Below are 15,852 nucleotides of genomic sequence, written 5' to 3' on the forward strand. Positions count from 1 at the left end.
TCGACCAGAAATGTTGTCATTCAATCACCTCCGGCCGCATACCGTGCAATACATAGTTATGTCGTTTCCCCCCGAGAGGCTGCTAGCATCGAACGGACATCGAATCGCAAACCGGCCACAGCAAGGTTGCCCATGCTCGAGACCACAGCACTGCCACGGAAAGCAACGCTGGCCCCGCCACTGGATACGCGGTATCAGGTCGAAACGCCCGAAGGCATCGACTTGCCACTGCGCCCGGCCGGGTTGATGGTCCGTGCGCTGGCGTTCACCATCGACCTGGGCCTGCGCGGGTTGATCCTGGGCCTGCTGTTCATGGTGCTGGCGTTCCTCGGCAAACTCGGCGCGGGGCTTGGCTCGATTTTGCTGTTCGTGGTGAGCTGGTGGTACATGGTGCTGTTCGAGGTGCTCAATCAGGGGCGCTCGCCGGGCAAGCAATGGATGGGATTGCGCGTGGTGCACGACGATGGCACCCCGATCGGCTGGTCCGCGTCCTTGCTGCGCAACCTGTTGCGATTTGTCGACATGTTGCCGTTCGGCTACTTCCTCGGGGCGATCAGTTGCCTGCAACATCCCACCTTCAAACGCCTCGGCGACCTGGCCGCCGGCACGCTGGTGATCTACCGCGAACAACCGCTCACCCGACCGCAGTTACCCGATGCCCCGCCGCGCCGTGCCGCTTTCGCGCTGACGCTGACCGAGCAACGCGCCATCCTCGGGTTTGCCGAGCGCCAGGGTGAACTCTCCGAGGCGCGGGCAGGTGAACTCGCCTCGATACTCGCGCAACCGCTGCACGTTTCAGCGCCGCAGGCCGTGGCCGAACTCAACGGCATCGCCCGCGGACTGTTGGGCCCGACATGAAGCAAAGCCTATTCGAAAGCCGCCACAAGACCGAATGGGAGCAATTTGCACTCATGCTCGAACGGCTGGAACGCGGCAAGGAAACCTCGCGAGTCGCCAGCTTCCCCAGCGACTATCGACGGCTCTGCCAACACCTGGCCCTGGCTCAGGAGCGTGGTTACAGCAGCTTTTTGGTCGACTCGTTACAGCAACAAGTGCTGCGCGGGCATCAACAGCTTTATCGGCATCGCAGTTGGCTGAGGGCCAACGTACTGAGCTTCATCCTTGCCGACTTCCCGCGTCTGGTGCGCGAACAATGGCCCTTCGTGCTTGCCGCCAGCCTGATATTTTTTGGCAGCCTAATTGRCATCGGGCTGCTGGTGTATCTGTTCCCGGAACTGGTCTACAACCTGATCCCGGCCGAGCAGGTCAGTGAAATGCAAAGCATGTACGACCCTGTCGCCGGTCATCTGGGGCGCTTGGCAGAACGGGCGGCCAGTGAAGACTGGGAGATGTTCGGTTACTACATCATGCACAACATCGGCATCGCGTTTCAGACCTTCGCCAGCGGTTTGCTGTTTGGCCTGGGCAGCGCGTTTTTCCTGTTCTTCAACGGCTTGATGATCGGTGCGGTGGCCGGGCACCTGACGCACATCGGCTACGGGCAAACCTTCTGGTCATTCGTGATCGGGCACGGCGCCTTCGAACTGAGCGCCATTGCCCTGGCCGGTGCCGCCGGCCTGCAACTGGGCTGGGCGTTGATCGCGCCGGGACGTTTGCCCCGCGCCGAAGCCCTGCGAGTGGCGGCGAGCAAGAGCGTGTTGCTGATTTGCGGGGTCATGCTGTTTTTGTTGATTGCAGCGTTTATAGAAGCCTACTGGTCGTCGCGGACCGGAGTCACGCCGCTGACCAAATACCTGGTCGGCGCAGCGCTCTGGGTGTTGGTCGCGACTTATCTGCTGTTTGCCGGACGGACCCGCCATGCGCCTGAGTGACGCCAGTGCAGTGATTCGCCCACGCACAAACTGGGAAGCCATGGACCTGGGGGTGCTGCTGAGTCAGCGCCATCGACGCCTGTTGATGACCAGTTGGGCGATCGTGACCCTACCGATTTTTACCTTGCTCAGCTTGATGCTGTGGGAGTCGCCCTCCCTCGCCCTGCTCCTGTTCTGGTGGCTCAAACCGGCGTTCGACCGGCTACCGCTGTACATCCTGTCCAAAGCCATGTTCGGCGAAACACCCACACTGAAACAGGCCCTGCGCCAATGGCCGCGCCTGCTCCCGCCGCAACTGCTGGCCAGCCTGACCTGGCGCCGCCTGAGCCTGAGCCGCAGCTTTCTGATGCCGGTGGTACAACTCGAAGGCCTGGAGGGCGAAGCACGACAACAGCGTTTACGCGTGCTGTTGCAGCGCAATGCCGGTGCCGCGCAATGGCTGACGATCATCGGCGTGCACCTGGAAACCGCGTTGTGGATCGGCCTGATGGTGCTGTTCTACATGCTCTTGCCGCTGCAGGTCGAACTCGACTGGGGCTGGCAGACCTTGATTGCCGCCGCCACACAAGACTGGCGCTGGCTGGAGCACCTGACCAATGCTTTTTACGCCCTGGTGCTGGTGGTCTGGGAACCGATTTATGTCGCCTGTGGTTTCAGCCTTTACCTGAACCGGCGCACACGGCTGGAAGCCTGGGACATCGAACTGGTGTTCCGCCGCTTGCGCCAACGCCTGAGCAGCGCAGTCATCACGCTACTGCTGGCGGCGTTTGTGCTGGTGCCGACGGGGCAAAGCGTATGGGCCGCCGAACCGGGCATGTCACCGGACAGCCCGCGTCTGCTGGAGCAACCGCTGACCAGTCAGGCATCCCGAGACAGCATCAAGGCCATCCTCGATCAGCCACCGTTCAAGAACAAGGAAACGGTGACCCGCTATCGGTTTGGCGAAGACAAGCCCAACGACGATACTGCGCACGGTGGTCAAACACCCGCCTGGCTGAAAGCGCTGTTCAGTTTGCTCGACAGCCAACGTTTCGGCGCATTGGCCAACCTGATCGAGGTGTTGCTGTGGGGCGCGGTGATCGGCGCCATTGGCCTGTTGATCTGGCGTTACCGCGACTGGTTGCAGGCGTTCGTCAGCCGCCGGCCAGCGCTCAACCGAAAAGTGACGCGACCATTGCCGCAGCAGGCGTTCGGCCTGGACCTCAACCGCGAAACCCTGCCCGCCGATATTGCGGCCAGCGCCGAAAGCCTCTGGCAAACCAACCCGCGTGAAGCCCTTGGCTTGCTCTATCGCGCCTTGCTCAGCCACTTGTTGAACGACTTCGACATGACGCTCAAGCCCGCCGACACCGAAGGCGAAGTGCTTCAGCGCGTTGAACATTTGAAGCAACCGGCGTTGCTGGCCTTCAGTAAAAGCCTGACCGCACACTGGCAGAACATGGCCTACGGGCATCGCCTGCCACCGGCGCATTTGCAACAGGAACTGTGTGACGGCTGGCGCGCATTGTTCGGCCCCGGAGCGGTCCGTTGAATCGCAGGGCATGGCTGGCGGTCGGCGTGTTCATCGTCGTGCTCTTGGGTGCGCTGAGTGTTTACCTGTATTTCAAGGCCACACCCTATCAGGTACAAATCGAACACGGCCCGTCCCCTGAAGCCCAGGCCAATCCCTACCTGGCCGCCGAGCATTTTCTGCGCAAACAGGGCCTGACCGTCAGCCACGCCAACAGCCTCGACATCCTGCCGACCCTCGAACCGCGTCAGCACAGCCTGTTGTTGCTCGGCGACCGCTCGAACATGTCGCCGCGCCAGGTGGATCAGGTGTTGAACTGGACCCGGGCCGGTGGGCGCCTGGTATTCGTCGCCGAAGCCCTGTGGGATGAAAAGACCGGCCAAAGCAATGACCTGCTGCTCGACCGGGTGCAGTTGCACCAGTTCCTGAGCAAAGACCTCAAGGACTCGCCTCCCGATCTGCGCGATGATCCCTACCCCAAACTGACCAAGCTCTATCTGGAAAACGAAGAGGCGCCGGCCTACTTCAGCTTCGATACCGCGTTCCACCTCGACGACCCGAAAAACCTCGCCCAGGCCTGGGCCAACAGTGGCAAGGCCACGCACATGATGCAGCTGAGCCACGGGCTGGGTTCAATCACCGTGGTCACCGACGCCGACCTCTGGAAAACCCCGGCCATCAACCAATACGACAACGCCTGGCTGCTGTGGTACCTGACGGCCGACACCGATGTGACCCTGCTGTTCAATACCGAGCACGACAGTCTGCTGACCTTGTTGTGGCGTTACTTTCCCCAAGCCCTGGTGGCCCTGATCGCCTTGATCGCTTTGGGTTTCTGGCACGTTGGCGTGCGCAGCGGCCCTTTGCTGGAGCCGGCCCCAAGGGCGCGTCGGCATCTTCAGGAACACCTGCGCGCAAGCGCCGATTTCATGCTGCGCCGCAGCGGTCAGCACAGCCTGTTGCACGCCTTGCAGCAAGACATCCTGCGTCGTGTCCGCCACCGTCATCCCGGTTTTGAACAACTCGGCGTCGCCGAACAATGGCTGGTGCTCGCACGCCTGACCGGCCACCCCACACGCGCCATCAGCCAGGCCATGAGCCCGCGACCGAAACAGCGGCTGTCCAGCGCTGAATTCAGCCGTCAGGTCGCCCACCTGCAAACCTTGAGGAACGCCTTATGAGTGAACAGATCGAGCCCGGCACCCAGACCCACGCCGCCCAGCAGCGCCAGCGCGCCGGCCAGTTGGCCCTGGCGATAAGAACGGAATTGCAAAAAGCGGTGATTGGCCAGAACACCGTGATCGACGATGTGCTCACCGCCCTGATCGCCGGCGGCCATGTGCTGCTCGAAGGCGTGCCGGGGTTGGGCAAGACATTGCTGGTGCGCGCCCTCGCCCGGTGCTTCGGTGGTGAATACGCCCGCATCCAGTTCACCCCGGACCTGATGCCCAGCGACGTCACCGGGCATGCGGTGTACGACCTGCAAACCGAGCAATTCAAACTGCGCAAAGGCCCGTTGTTCACCAACCTGCTGCTGGCCGATGAAATCAACCGCGCCCCGGCAAAAACCCAGGCCGCGTTGCTCGAAGCCATGCAGGAACGCCAGGTCACCCTCGAAGGCCGCGCCCTGCCCATCGTGCAACCGTTCATGGTGCTCGCCACCCAGAACCCGATTGAGCAGGAAGGCACCTACCCACTGCCGGAAGCCGAGCTCGACCGCTTCATGCTCAAGGTGCGCATGGACTACCCCGAGGCCGATCAGGAACTGGACATGGTGCGTCAGGTCAGCCGCTCGACCCGCGCCGACATGCTCGATGTACAACCGCTGCGCACCGTGTTGCAAGCCAAGGACGTGCTGGCCTTGCAGCGCATTGCCAGTGACCTGCCGCTGGACGATCAGGTGCTCGATTACGCCGTGCGCCTGGCCCGCACCACCCGCACCTGGCCGGGTTTGACCCTCGGCGCCGGGCCTCGCGCCTCCATCGCCCTGGCACGTTGCGCCCGCGCCCGCGCCTTGTTGCGAGGAGGCGAGTTCGTGATTCCCGACGACATCAAAGGTTGCGCCCTGGCGGTACTGCGTCACCGCGTGCGGATTGCCCCGGAGCTGGACATCGAAGGGCTGGACGTCGATCAGGTGCTCAAGCAACTGCTCGACCAAGTGCCGGCGCCACGCCTGTGAACATGGCCATCCGGACCACCCCTGTGGCGAGGGAGCTTGCTCCCGCTGGGCTGCGAAGCGGCCCCAACATTTCTGATAGGGCGAAGAACTTGCCAGCGCTGCGCACTGGAGCGGGAGCAAGCTACCTCGCCACAGGAACTGTGTGCCGATGAAACCATCCCGGCTTCTACTGGCCTGGCTTGCGGCCTTGCTAGCCATCGGCATCGTGCTGGGCGCCTTACGGGCGCTGGACATCGCCGTTCCATCAAGCCTTTTATCGATCAACTGGGGATTACTGCTGGCCCTGCTGGCCCTGGCGATACTCGACGCCATTCGCCTCAAGCGTTTGCCCTCACCGCGCCTCCAGCGACAAATGCCCGGCAGCCTGGCACTCGGTCGCTGGAGCGAAGTGCGATTGGAGGTCGAGCATGATTTTACCCAACCACTGAACATTCAGATCTTCGACCACGTACCCGACGGCCTGAGCGTCGAAAACCTGCCCCTGTCGGTCGAACTGCAACCCGGCCAACAGAGCCAGATCAGCTACCGCCTGCGCCCGCTCATGCGCGGCCATTTCAGCTTCGAATACTGCGAAATCAACCTGCCGAGCCCCATGGGTTTGTGGTCCGACAAACGCCTGCTCAACATACCCGACACCACCCGCGTCTACCCCGACTTCGCCCGCCTCTACGGCGGCCAGTTGCTGGCGGTAGACAACTGGCTCAGCCAACTCGGCGTACGCCAGCGCCAACGTCGCGGCCTGGGCCTGGAATTCCATCAACTGCGCGAATTCCGCGAAGGCGACAGCCTGCGCCAGATCGACTGGAAAGCCACCGCCCGCCAACGCACCCCCATCGCCMGCGAGTACCAGGACGAGCGCGACCAGCAAATCATCTTCATGCTCGATTGCGGCCGTCGCATGCGCAGCCAGGACGGCGAGCTCGCGCATTTCGATCACGCTCTCAATGCCTGCCTGCTGCTCAGCTACATCGCGTTGCGCCAGGGCGACGCGGTGGGCTTGAGCACCTTCGCCAGCAACCATCCGCACTACCTTGCCCCGGTCAAGGGCACAGGCCAGCTCAATGTGTTGCTCAACACCGTCTACGACCTCGACAGCACCCAACGCCCGGCCGACTACCAGGCTGCCGCCACACAGCTACTGGCCCGACAAAAACGCCGGGCACTGGTAGTGCTGGTGACCAACCTAAGGGATGAAGACGACGAAGAACTGCTGACTGCGGTCAAACGCCTGAGCAAACTGCATCGGGTGTTGGTGGCGAGCCTGCGTGAAGACTTGCTCGACAATCTACGGCACGCCCCGGTGCAGACCTTGCCTGAAGCGCTGGCCTATTGCGGGACGGTGGATTATTTGAATGACCGGGCGCAGCTCCATGAGCGGTTGAGTGCTCATGGAGTGCCGGTGGTGGATGCTCGGCCCCAAGAGTTGGGGGCCGAGTTGGTGACGGCGTACTTGGGGTGGAAAAAAGCTGGAACGATGTAACGTCGAATCGTATATAAAATCGTCATATCACGATGCCGACATGGATATGACGTGCGAGCACGTACGACAAGCCCTCAATCCGGGTACTTACGAAAACCAGTCCCACTCAACAACCTGAAAGCTCTATCGCAAGGAATCCATCATGGACGAGACAAAACTATTTGCTTCAGTGCTAACGCAGATCAATGAGAACCAACTGGCTTTGGGGGCCGCTATAGAAGAACTATCGAATTGGATAGCGCAACGAGGTGCTACCGAAATAGCGGATAACATCCGATGTGCATTGCAAGCGATAGATCGAAACCAAGAATTCATCTCTTTGGCACTTATTTCTATCTCCACCGATTTTAAAGAATCACAAGCTCCAAAAAAGCATGACCCTAATGACTAGCTAACCATCAAGAGTCGTAATTCTCCTCGGCTGTTACCCGATGCTCCTCATCGGGTAACAACTGACGTTCATGGTCAGTAATATGCTTGTTGTCCTCCTCCCGACTTCTCGAATAGCAGCGCTAACGGCTACAGAATGAAGCGCATCTGCCTACAAGTGTCAGCGACCCAGGCTGATTGTGGGTGGTGTCCGTCCCAACATAAGGTTCTCCTTCCCTCGCTGCCGTCCATTCGTCTACCTCCGAATCGGCGGTAGCTCCAACAAGGAGTTAACCGTGTCAATGCCTCGACCCAATTCACTCAATACCATCCCGCGTTCCCCCTACGGATCCCTCGACTCAAGAAAACTCCAAGACGCTGCCAACAGGGCTCTAGATCACTATCTCAAACAGGAAAACACTGAGCCGCGTTTTGCCAACGAACGCCCCACCGAGGAACGATCCATGAAAATGTTCACCGTTGTCCCCGATGCCAATCCCGAAGCCTTGACCATCGAGACCTACGAAACCTTTTCGACGGTCAGCATTCTGCTGCTCGACCTGGCGGAAAGCCTGGACGACAAGCCGCGACATCTGGCGATGGCGATTTACCGGATGAGTGAGTTGGGGTTGATGCTGGTGGAGCGGTCGCTGGATAACGAGAAGGCGATCAAGGTGGCCGGGGCTTAAATAGCTGGCGCCTGGGCTGACGCCTTCGCGGGCAAGGCCGCGATAGCGTCAGTACAGGCACCACAGAACTTCAGGCCGAAGCAGGCAACGGCTGAAAACTGAAGTACTGCGTCAACGCCTCCACCAATTGCCCATACTCCGGCGGTGCCCGTTGCAGGCTGAACCCGGTGTCGTAATGGTGGGGCGTGGCGTCTTCATGGCACCACAGGCAACACGCCTTCAGGTCAATGACCTGCTGGCAGCCGTCGCTGGCGGGGATTTTCAATCGCAGGTCAAAGTCGACGCCCACCATCATCGGCAACTGGCTGATGAGCATCAGCCCGTCGCTGGACAAGTTGCCCAGAAAGCCGATGGGTTTGTCGGTGACGCTGTTGAACACTTTCAGAAAATACGGCAGTTGATGCCGCTCGATCCGGCGGTCGGTAAACATGCGCAAATGGCCCAGCAAGGCCCTTAAGCAGGGCCGCACTAATGCTTCGGAACGTGCCGGCTGCTTGATAAGCCTGGGCGCGCTCTCCCCGATCCTGGTGCGTCAGTCCTTACAACGCTGACGCTTACTGCTGCCGATCACAGGTATCACCCCGGTTTAGAGGCAAGGCTCTAAAACCGATCCATTCGACTATAGCTCACCACCGCCGGGCCGCCAGCCGTTGCATGACAGTGGCCATCAGAACTGCGTCGGGCGCACGGCCGCCGCGCTGCGCGCTGGGTAATGGCCCAGGCTCTGCAAGGTTTCCAGACGGGCACGGGCGCGATAGGCATATTCGCTTTGCGGGTACGAGGCAATGATGAACTGATAAGTCTGCGCCGCATCGATGAACAGCTTCTGCCGTTCCAGGCACTGGCCGCGCATCATCGACACTTCCGGCTGTACGTAGCGGCGGGAACGACTTTCACGATCGACCTTGGACAGTTCGAGCATCACCTGTTCGCAGTTGCCGCGTTCGTAGGCGCTGTAGGCATTGTTCAAATGATGGTCCATCGACCAATGGGTGCAGCCCGCAGCACTGAGGGCAAGGACGGCAATGAGCACGAATCGCATAAGGGGATCTCCTGTCTTGCGCTTTGTATCGACCCGTTGTCGGAAATCTTCAGGATGGCGTGCTGCAAAGTTGTCACGTTCAATAAAGAAAGCAATAAGTAGTGCAAACGAACAATGACTACACCCAAAGACCATAGTAGCCTCTGCTAGCGCTTGAACTCAGGAGTCTTTGCATGTCCGTTCGTCGTACCAAAATCGTCGCTACCCTTGGCCCGGCCAGTAACTCGCCGGAAGTTCTCGAACAGCTGATTCTGGCTGGCCTGGACGTCGCCCGCCTGAACTTCTCCCACGGCACCCCCGACGAGCACAAGGCTCGCGCGAAGCTGGTGCGTGACCTCGCTGCCAAGCACGGCCGCTTCGTCGCCCTGCTGGGTGACCTGCAAGGCCCGAAAATCCGTATCGCCAAATTCGCCAACAAGCGGATCGAGCTGAAGATCGGTGATCAATTCACCTTCTCCACCAGCCATCCGCTGACCGAAGGCAACCAGCAAGTGGTCGGCATCGACTACCCGGACCTGGTGAAAGACTGCGGCGTGGGCGACGAGCTGCTGCTCGACGACGGCCGCGTGGTGATGCGCGTCGATACCGCCACCGCCACCGAACTGAACTGCACCGTGACCATCGGCGGCCCGCTGTCGGACCATAAAGGCATCAACCGTCGCGGCGGTGGCCTGACGGCACCGGCCCTGACCGAGAAAGACAAGGCCGACATCAAGCTCGCCGCCGAAATGGAAGTCGACTACCTCGCCGTGTCCTTCCCCCGTGACGCCGCCGACATGGAATATGCCCGTCAACTGCGCGACGAAGCCGGCGGCACCGCCTGGCTGGTGGCGAAGATCGAACGCGCCGAAGCCGTGGCCGACGACGAAACCCTCGACGGCCTGATCAAGGCCTCCGACGCGGTGATGGTGGCCCGTGGTGACCTGGGTGTGGAAATCGGCGACGCTGAGTTGGTGGGCATTCAGAAGAAAATCATTCTGCACGCACGTCGCCACAACAAGGCCGTGATCGTCGCGACCCAAATGATGGAGTCGATGATCCAGAACCCGATGCCGACCCGCGCCGAAGTGTCCGACGTAGCCAACGCCGTGCTCGACTACACCGACGCCGTGATGCTCTCGGCTGAAAGTGCTGCTGGCCTGTACCCGCTGGAAGCGGTGCAAGCCATGGCGCGCATCTGCATCGGCGCTGAAAAGCACCCGACCAGCAAGACCTCCAGCCACCGCATCGGCAAGGAATTCGAGCGCTGCGACGAGAGCATCGCGCTGGCAACCATGTACACCGCCAACCACTTCCCAGGCGTGAAAGCGATCATCGCGCTGACCGAAAGCGGCTACACCCCGCTGATCATGTCGCGTATCCGCTCGTCGGTGCCGATTTACGCGTTCACCCCGCACCGCGAAGCCCAGGCCCGCGCAGCGATGTTCCGTGGCGTGTACACCGTTCCGTTCGACCCGGCCTCGCTGGCACCGAACGAAGTCAGCCAGAAAGCCATCGACGAGCTGGTCAAGCGCGGCGTCGTGCAGAAAGGTGACTGGGTGATCCTGACCAAGGGCGACAGCTACCACACCACCGGCGGTACCAACGGCATGAAGATCCTGCACGTGGGCGACCCGCAGGTCTGAGTGACCGATAGCTGAAAAACAAAAGCCCCGCCATGTGAATGGTGGGGCTTTTTTCGTCTGTGGTGATCGTTCCCACGCAGAGCGTGGGAACGATCGGTTAGTGTTTGCTGATAAACGCTGACAACGCCGCCATCGCTTCCGGCGAGCGCAACCGCTGGGTGAACAACGCGCCCTCTTCTTCTATGACCTGGCGCAGCTGTTCCCGGTCCGGCGCTTTCATCAATTGCTTGCTGATGCGCACCGCTTCCGGTGGCAATGACTCGAACCGCAACGCCATCTCCCGCGCCTTGGCCAACGCCGCCTCGCCACTGCCCAAGGCCTCAGTCGCAATGCCCCACGCCGCAGCCTGTTCACCGCTGAACCCTTCACCCAACAGCAACAACTCCGCCGCTTTGGCCTGCCCAAGCAAGCGCGGCAGGATCAGGCTGGAGCCGAACTCCGGGCATAACCCCAGATTGACGAATGGCATGCGCAACCTCGCAGCCGCACTGACATAAACCAGATCGCAATGCAGCAGCATCGTCGTGCCGATCCCCACCGCCGCGCCGGCTACCGCAGCGATCACCGGCTTGCGGCACTCAAGAAGGCCGAGCATGAAGTGAAACACCGGGCTGTCGAGGTTGCCCGGCGGTTGCTGGATGAAGTCGGCAATGTCGTTGCCAGCCGTGAAGCACTCGGAGCTGCCGGTGATCAGCACGGCGTTGATGTCGGGATCGCTGTCGGCAAGCCGCAAGCCCTCCGCCAGTTGGCTGTACATGGCACGGTTCAGGGCGTTTTTCTTTTCCGGGCGGTTGAGGCGCAGGGTCAGTAAACCGCGCTCACGTTCAAACTGGATGGCGTCGGGCATGGCGTGTCCTGATCTGAGAGGATCAACTGTGGCGAGGGAGTTTGCTCCCGCTTGACCGGGCTGGCGCTCCAGTGCGCAGCGCTCACAAACTTTTGGGGCCGCTTCGCAGCCCAACGGGGGCGAGCCCCCTCGCCACAGCAATCAGCGCTCAACCATGGGGTACAAAGACATCCGCCAGCAGTTGATTGCGCGGCAAACCCGCCAGGTACAGGCGCCGGGCAAAGGCGTCGACGCTGTCGGGTGCTCCGCAGACTAAGGCCAGGGTTTGCCGGGAAACAAGGCGCAGTTGCGCCAAAGCCGCGGGCAACTCGGCCGCCGTCCACAGCTCGACATTAAGGTTTTCACGGCCCTCGGCCATGGCTTGCAGGGGTTTGGCCAGATAATGTTCACTGGCATCATGGGCCAGGTGAATGACGCGGATGGCGCCCTGGTGATGCTGACGCAACGCTTCACGCAAGATGCCGAACAACGGCCCCAGACCGGTGCCGGCCGCCAGCAACCACAGCGGGCGGGTGTGCCAGTCCGGATCGTAATGCAGCGCCCCGCCGCGCAACTCGCCGAGGCGGATCGGATCGCCGATTTTCAAGCGACGCGCCGCGTCACTGAACTTCCCCGGTTGGCGGCAATCGAGGTGGAATTCCAGAAAGCGGTCTTCTTCCGGCAGGCTGGCCAGGGAATATGGCCGCGCCACCTGCCCCGCCCACAACACCAGATGCTGCCCCGCCTGATAGCGCAACGGGCGCTCGCTGCTCAGGCGCAAGCGCAACACGCTGGCGCTCAGCCAATCGCTGGCGACCACTTGCGCGGCAAGACCATCGCGCAGCGGGTCAAAAGTTTCGACTTGCAGATCGTCAACCACCTGGCACTGACAGGCCAACCGCCAGCCCTGTTGGCGCTGTTCATTGCTCAAGGCATCGGGACGGCTGTCGCTGGGCAGGCCCTCGACACATTTGACCAGGCACGCGTGGCAACTGCCGGCGCGGCAGCTATAGGGCACCGGCACGCCGTTTTGATTGAGGGCATCGAGCAGGTTACTGCCCGCCGCCACTGCCCATTGGCGTTCGCCGACCCGTAACTCAGGCATCGACATTCTCCCAGGCGGCCGCGCAACGGTTACGGCCGTCACGCTTGGCGCGGTACAGCGCCTGATCGGCGCGGTGCAAGGCGTGATCCAGATCGTGGCCCAGTTCCAACAAGGTCATGCCCGCCGACAGGCTGAGGTGGGCGATCTCCAGGCCGACCAATTCGACATCCATGAAGGCTATGCGCAAGCGCTCGCAACAGGCCGTCAGGCGCTCGGCATCGCAATCGGGCAACAGCACCACGAATTCTTCACCGCCGTAACGGGCCAGAATATCGCCATCGCGCAGGCAGGCCGTGGCCACTCCGGCGAACGCTTGCAGCACCTGATCACCGGCGGCGTGGCCGTGAACATCGTTGATGCGTTTGAAGTGGTCGAGGTCGATCAGCGCCAGGCCATGCACCACACCGACTTCCATGGCGTTCAGCTCGCGGGAGGCCAGGCGCAGGAAATGCCGGCGGTTGAACAGCCCGGTGAGTTCGTCGGTCGCCACCAGGCCTTCGAGCTGGCGCATCATCCCGCGCAGGGTGTCCTGATGCGCCTGCAAGGCGAACCGCCGCTGCCGCATACGCTGGCGCGACACCTGGACGTAACGGGCATAAAGCACCAGCCAGCCGAGCACCACAAACAGCACGCACACCTGCAACAGGGACTGCGTCGGGTCGTGCAGCTCGAAGTGGTAGAGCTCCCATAACGTGATGGCGCTGAAACTGAAAAACACCAGCAACGCGCAACGCACAAAAGCAATACGCGACAGATGAAACAGCCCGAACAACAGGATCAGCAGGTAAAACACCAGAAACGCACCGCGCGCCTCGTCCAGATGGGCGATCAGCCAGGATTGCCAACCCAGCCCCAGCAGAATTTGCACTTCGGTCAGGCTGGGGTCGGAACACCGCAGGTTCGTGCCGCTGTAAAAAACCGCGAACAACACGGCCTGACTGAACACCGTCAACACGCTGCCGATCACCATGCCAGCAAGGGAGTCGTTGTAATGGCCGGTGAAAAACGCCAGCCACACCAGCAGCAAGGCCAGGGCATAAGTGCCGGCCGCAAGGGCAAAGCGTTTGAGCAAAAGCCGCTGGATGGCGTTATGGGTCAATCGTTGATTCACCGTGCGAAAGGAGGCTGTCAGAGTGTCCTACTCTACAGGCCGGATGCCACTTTAGTGGCGAGTCTGATAAATGACCATTCAATTTTTGTGGCGAAAATCTGGCGTCAAACCCATGACCCGCTTCCTGTGAGTCGAGCCTTGCTGCATTCCAGGTAGCAGCTGCCGAAGACTGCGTTCGCTGTAGCAGCTGTCGAGCTTGCGAGGCTGCGTTCGGCTGCGAAGCAGTCGTGAATCCGGCTGACACGGTCTGCCTGACATACCGCAAATCTCTGATATTACGACTGCTTCGCAGCCGAACGCAGCCTTCGGCAGCTGCTACAGGTTCGCGTTGTGCGGCTATATCAGGATTCGTGGCGATCCGCACCGGCGATGTATGCGACCAACGTTTGACTGTCAACGGATGTACCCGCCTTTGATGCGCGGTATACTGCCGCGCCTTTTTAGCGTCGCGCCAGCATGCCCGGCGTGCCTTGAAAGGTGTCTGCGACCGACCGATGCACCCAAGCCGCAGGCACCTTATTGAATGTTCCCGTCTTTTAGAGGAGCGCGACTCGATGACCGTGATCAAGCAAGACGACCTGATTCAGAGCGTTGCTGACGCCCTGCAATTCATTTCTTACTACCACCCCGTGGATTTCATCCAGGCGATGCACGAGGCCTACCTGCGTGAAGAATCGCCGGCAGCCCGCGATTCCATCGCGCAAATCCTGATCAACTCGCGCATGTGCGCCACCGGCCACCGCCCGATCTGCCAGGATACCGGCATCGTCACCGTGTTCGTGCGCGTAGGCATGGACGTACGTTGGGATGGCGCCACCATGGGCCTGGACGACATGATCAACGAAGGCGTGCGCCGGGCTTACAACCTGCCGGAAAACGTCCTGCGTGCCTCGATCCTCGCCGACCCGGCGGGCGCTCGTAAAAACACCAAGGACAACACCCCGGCCGTTATCCACTACTCCATCGTTCCGGGTAACACCGTGGAAGTGGACGTGGCGGCCAAGGGCGGCGGTTCCGAGAACAAGTCGAAAATGGCCATGCTCAACCCGTCCGACTCGATCGTCGACTGGGTTTTGAAAACCGTTCCGACCATGGGCGCCGGCTGGTGTCCACCGGGCATGCTCGGCATCGGCATCGGCGGCACCGCCGAGAAAGCCGCCGTGATGGCCAAGGAAGTGTTGATGGAATCCATCGACATTCACGAGCTTAAAGCACGCGGCCCGCAGAACCGTATCGAAGAGATGCGCCTGGAGCTGTTCGAGAAGGTTAACCAACTGGGCATCGGTGCCCAGGGCCTGGGCGGTCTGACCACCGTGCTCGACGTGAAGATCATGGATTACCCGACCCACGCCGCCTCCCTGCCGGTGTGCATGATCCCGAACTGCGCCGCCACCCGTCACGCGCACTTCGTGCTCGACGGTTCCGGCCCGGCCTCGCTGGAAGCGCCACCGCTGGACGCCTACCCGGAAATCGTCTGGGAAGCCGGCCCATCGGCCCGTCGCGTCAACCTCGACACCCTGACACCGGAAGAAGTGCAGAGCTGGAAGCCGGGCGAAACCGTCCTGCTCAACGGCAAGATGCTCACCGGCCGCGACGCCGCGCACAAGCGCATGGTCGAGATGCTGAACAAGGGCGAAGCCCTGCCGGTGGACCTGAAAGGTCGCTTCATCTACTACGTCGGCCCGGTTGATCCGGTGCGCGAAGAAGTGGTTGGCCCGGCTGGCCCGACTACCGCCACGCGGATGGACAAGTTCACCCGTCAGATCCTCGAGCAAACCGGCCTGTTGGGCATGATCGGCAAATCCGAGCGCGGCCCGACCGCAATCGAAGCGATCAAGGACCACAAAGCCGTTTACCTGATGGCAGTCGGCGGCGCGGCTTACCTGGTGGCGCAAGCGATCAAGAAATCCCGCGTGGTGGCGTTCGCCGAACTGGGGATGGAAGCGATCTACGAGTTCGACGTGAAAGACATGCCGGTCACCGTTGCGGTGGACAGCAAGGGTGAGTCGGTACACATCACTGGCCCTGCGATCTGGCAGCAGAAGATCAGCGAAAGCCTGGCGGTGGAAGTGCAGTAAGCGCTT

15 protein-coding genes are annotated in these 15,852 nt (G+C 61.3%); 10 read left to right on the plus strand and 5 right to left on the minus strand.

Annotation, left to right across the window (positions count from 1 at the left end; translation table 11 throughout):
• Positions 1-132: 132 nt before the first annotated feature.
• From AC1DIS_RS15045 to AC1DIS_RS15080, 8 genes are all read left to right on the plus strand, one after another.
• A complete protein-coding gene (locus AC1DIS_RS15045; protein ID WP_018926528.1) occupies positions 133-858 on the plus strand; it encodes an RDD family protein in 726 nt (241 codons plus the stop codon).
• Positions 855-1,832, plus strand: a complete 978-nt coding sequence (locus tag AC1DIS_RS15050) for a stage II sporulation protein M (RefSeq protein WP_477780950.1) — start codon at positions 855-857, stop codon at positions 1,830-1,832. The genes AC1DIS_RS15045 and AC1DIS_RS15050 overlap by 4 nt, the downstream gene beginning before the upstream one ends.
• On the plus strand, positions 1,819-3,363 hold the full coding sequence (locus AC1DIS_RS15055) for a DUF4129 domain-containing protein (RefSeq protein WP_477744544.1): 1,545 nt from the start codon (positions 1,819-1,821) through the stop codon (positions 3,361-3,363). Before AC1DIS_RS15050 ends, AC1DIS_RS15055 begins: the two co-directional genes overlap by 14 nt.
• On the plus strand, positions 3,360-4,523 hold the full coding sequence (locus tag AC1DIS_RS15060) for a DUF4350 domain-containing protein (protein ID WP_064616340.1): 1,164 nt from the start codon (positions 3,360-3,362) through the stop codon (positions 4,521-4,523). The genes AC1DIS_RS15055 and AC1DIS_RS15060 overlap by 4 nt, the downstream gene beginning before the upstream one ends.
• Positions 4,520-5,521, plus strand: coding sequence for an AAA family ATPase (locus AC1DIS_RS15065; RefSeq protein WP_477744543.1), 1,002 nt, complete (start codon positions 4,520-4,522; stop codon positions 5,519-5,521). The genes AC1DIS_RS15060 and AC1DIS_RS15065 overlap by 4 nt, the downstream gene beginning before the upstream one ends.
• A gap of 148 nt (positions 5,522-5,669) precedes the next feature.
• Positions 5,670-7,001, plus strand: coding sequence for a DUF58 domain-containing protein (locus AC1DIS_RS15070; RefSeq protein WP_477780951.1), 1,332 nt, complete (start codon positions 5,670-5,672; stop codon positions 6,999-7,001).
• A gap of 142 nt (positions 7,002-7,143) precedes the next feature.
• Positions 7,144-7,392 (plus strand): hypothetical protein, encoded by a 249-nt coding sequence (locus tag AC1DIS_RS15075; protein WP_064616337.1) that lies wholly within the window; start codon positions 7,144-7,146, stop codon positions 7,390-7,392.
• Between the two features lie 274 nt (positions 7,393-7,666).
• Positions 7,667-8,059 carry a DUF6124 family protein gene (locus tag AC1DIS_RS15080; RefSeq protein ID WP_477744542.1) on the plus strand — a complete coding sequence of 131 codons (393 nt, stop codon included), beginning with the start codon at positions 7,667-7,669 and terminating at the stop codon, positions 8,057-8,059.
• A 70-nt stretch (positions 8,060-8,129) separates the two neighbouring features.
• On the opposite strand, the gene AC1DIS_RS15085 is transcribed toward AC1DIS_RS15080, so the two are convergent.
• Both AC1DIS_RS15085 and AC1DIS_RS15090 read right to left on the minus strand, forming a co-directional pair.
• Positions 8,130-8,489, minus strand: a complete 360-nt coding sequence (locus AC1DIS_RS15085) for a PilZ domain-containing protein (protein WP_018926535.1) — start codon at positions 8,487-8,489, stop codon at positions 8,130-8,132.
• A 237-nt stretch (positions 8,490-8,726) separates the two neighbouring features.
• Positions 8,727-9,101 (minus strand): tetratricopeptide repeat protein, encoded by a 375-nt coding sequence (locus AC1DIS_RS15090; RefSeq protein ID WP_018926536.1) that lies wholly within the window; start codon positions 9,099-9,101, stop codon positions 8,727-8,729.
• Between the two features lie 173 nt (positions 9,102-9,274).
• Here AC1DIS_RS15090 and pyk point away from each other — a divergent pair, with 173 nt between their 5' ends.
• Positions 9,275-10,726 carry a pyruvate kinase gene (gene pyk / locus AC1DIS_RS15095; RefSeq protein WP_018926537.1) on the plus strand — a complete coding sequence of 484 codons (1,452 nt, stop codon included), beginning with the start codon at positions 9,275-9,277 and terminating at the stop codon, positions 10,724-10,726.
• A 97-nt stretch (positions 10,727-10,823) separates the two neighbouring features.
• Here the strand turns inward: pyk and AC1DIS_RS15100 are convergent, their stop codons facing one another.
• The 3 genes from AC1DIS_RS15100 to AC1DIS_RS15110 form a co-directional block, all read right to left on the minus strand.
• Positions 10,824-11,573, minus strand: a complete 750-nt coding sequence (locus tag AC1DIS_RS15100) for an enoyl-CoA hydratase-related protein (RefSeq protein WP_477744541.1) — start codon at positions 11,571-11,573, stop codon at positions 10,824-10,826.
• Positions 11,574-11,721: 148 nt separating this feature from the next.
• Positions 11,722-12,657, minus strand: coding sequence for an iron-sulfur-binding ferredoxin reductase (locus AC1DIS_RS15105; RefSeq protein ID WP_477744540.1), 936 nt, complete (start codon positions 12,655-12,657; stop codon positions 11,722-11,724).
• Positions 12,650-13,756 carry a GGDEF domain-containing protein gene (locus AC1DIS_RS15110; protein ID WP_026286454.1) on the minus strand — a complete coding sequence of 369 codons (1,107 nt, stop codon included), beginning with the start codon at positions 13,754-13,756 and terminating at the stop codon, positions 12,650-12,652. Before AC1DIS_RS15110 ends, AC1DIS_RS15105 begins: the two co-directional genes overlap by 8 nt.
• 566 nt (positions 13,757-14,322) lie before the next feature.
• Between AC1DIS_RS15110 and AC1DIS_RS15115 the strand changes: the two genes are divergently transcribed.
• Entirely contained in the window at positions 14,323-15,846 is a 1,524-nt protein-coding gene (locus AC1DIS_RS15115) for a fumarate hydratase (RefSeq protein WP_018926542.1), read from the plus strand.
• Positions 15,847-15,852 lie beyond the last annotated feature (6 nt).

This window comes from Pseudomonas sp. 05N433 (assembly GCF_056396925.1).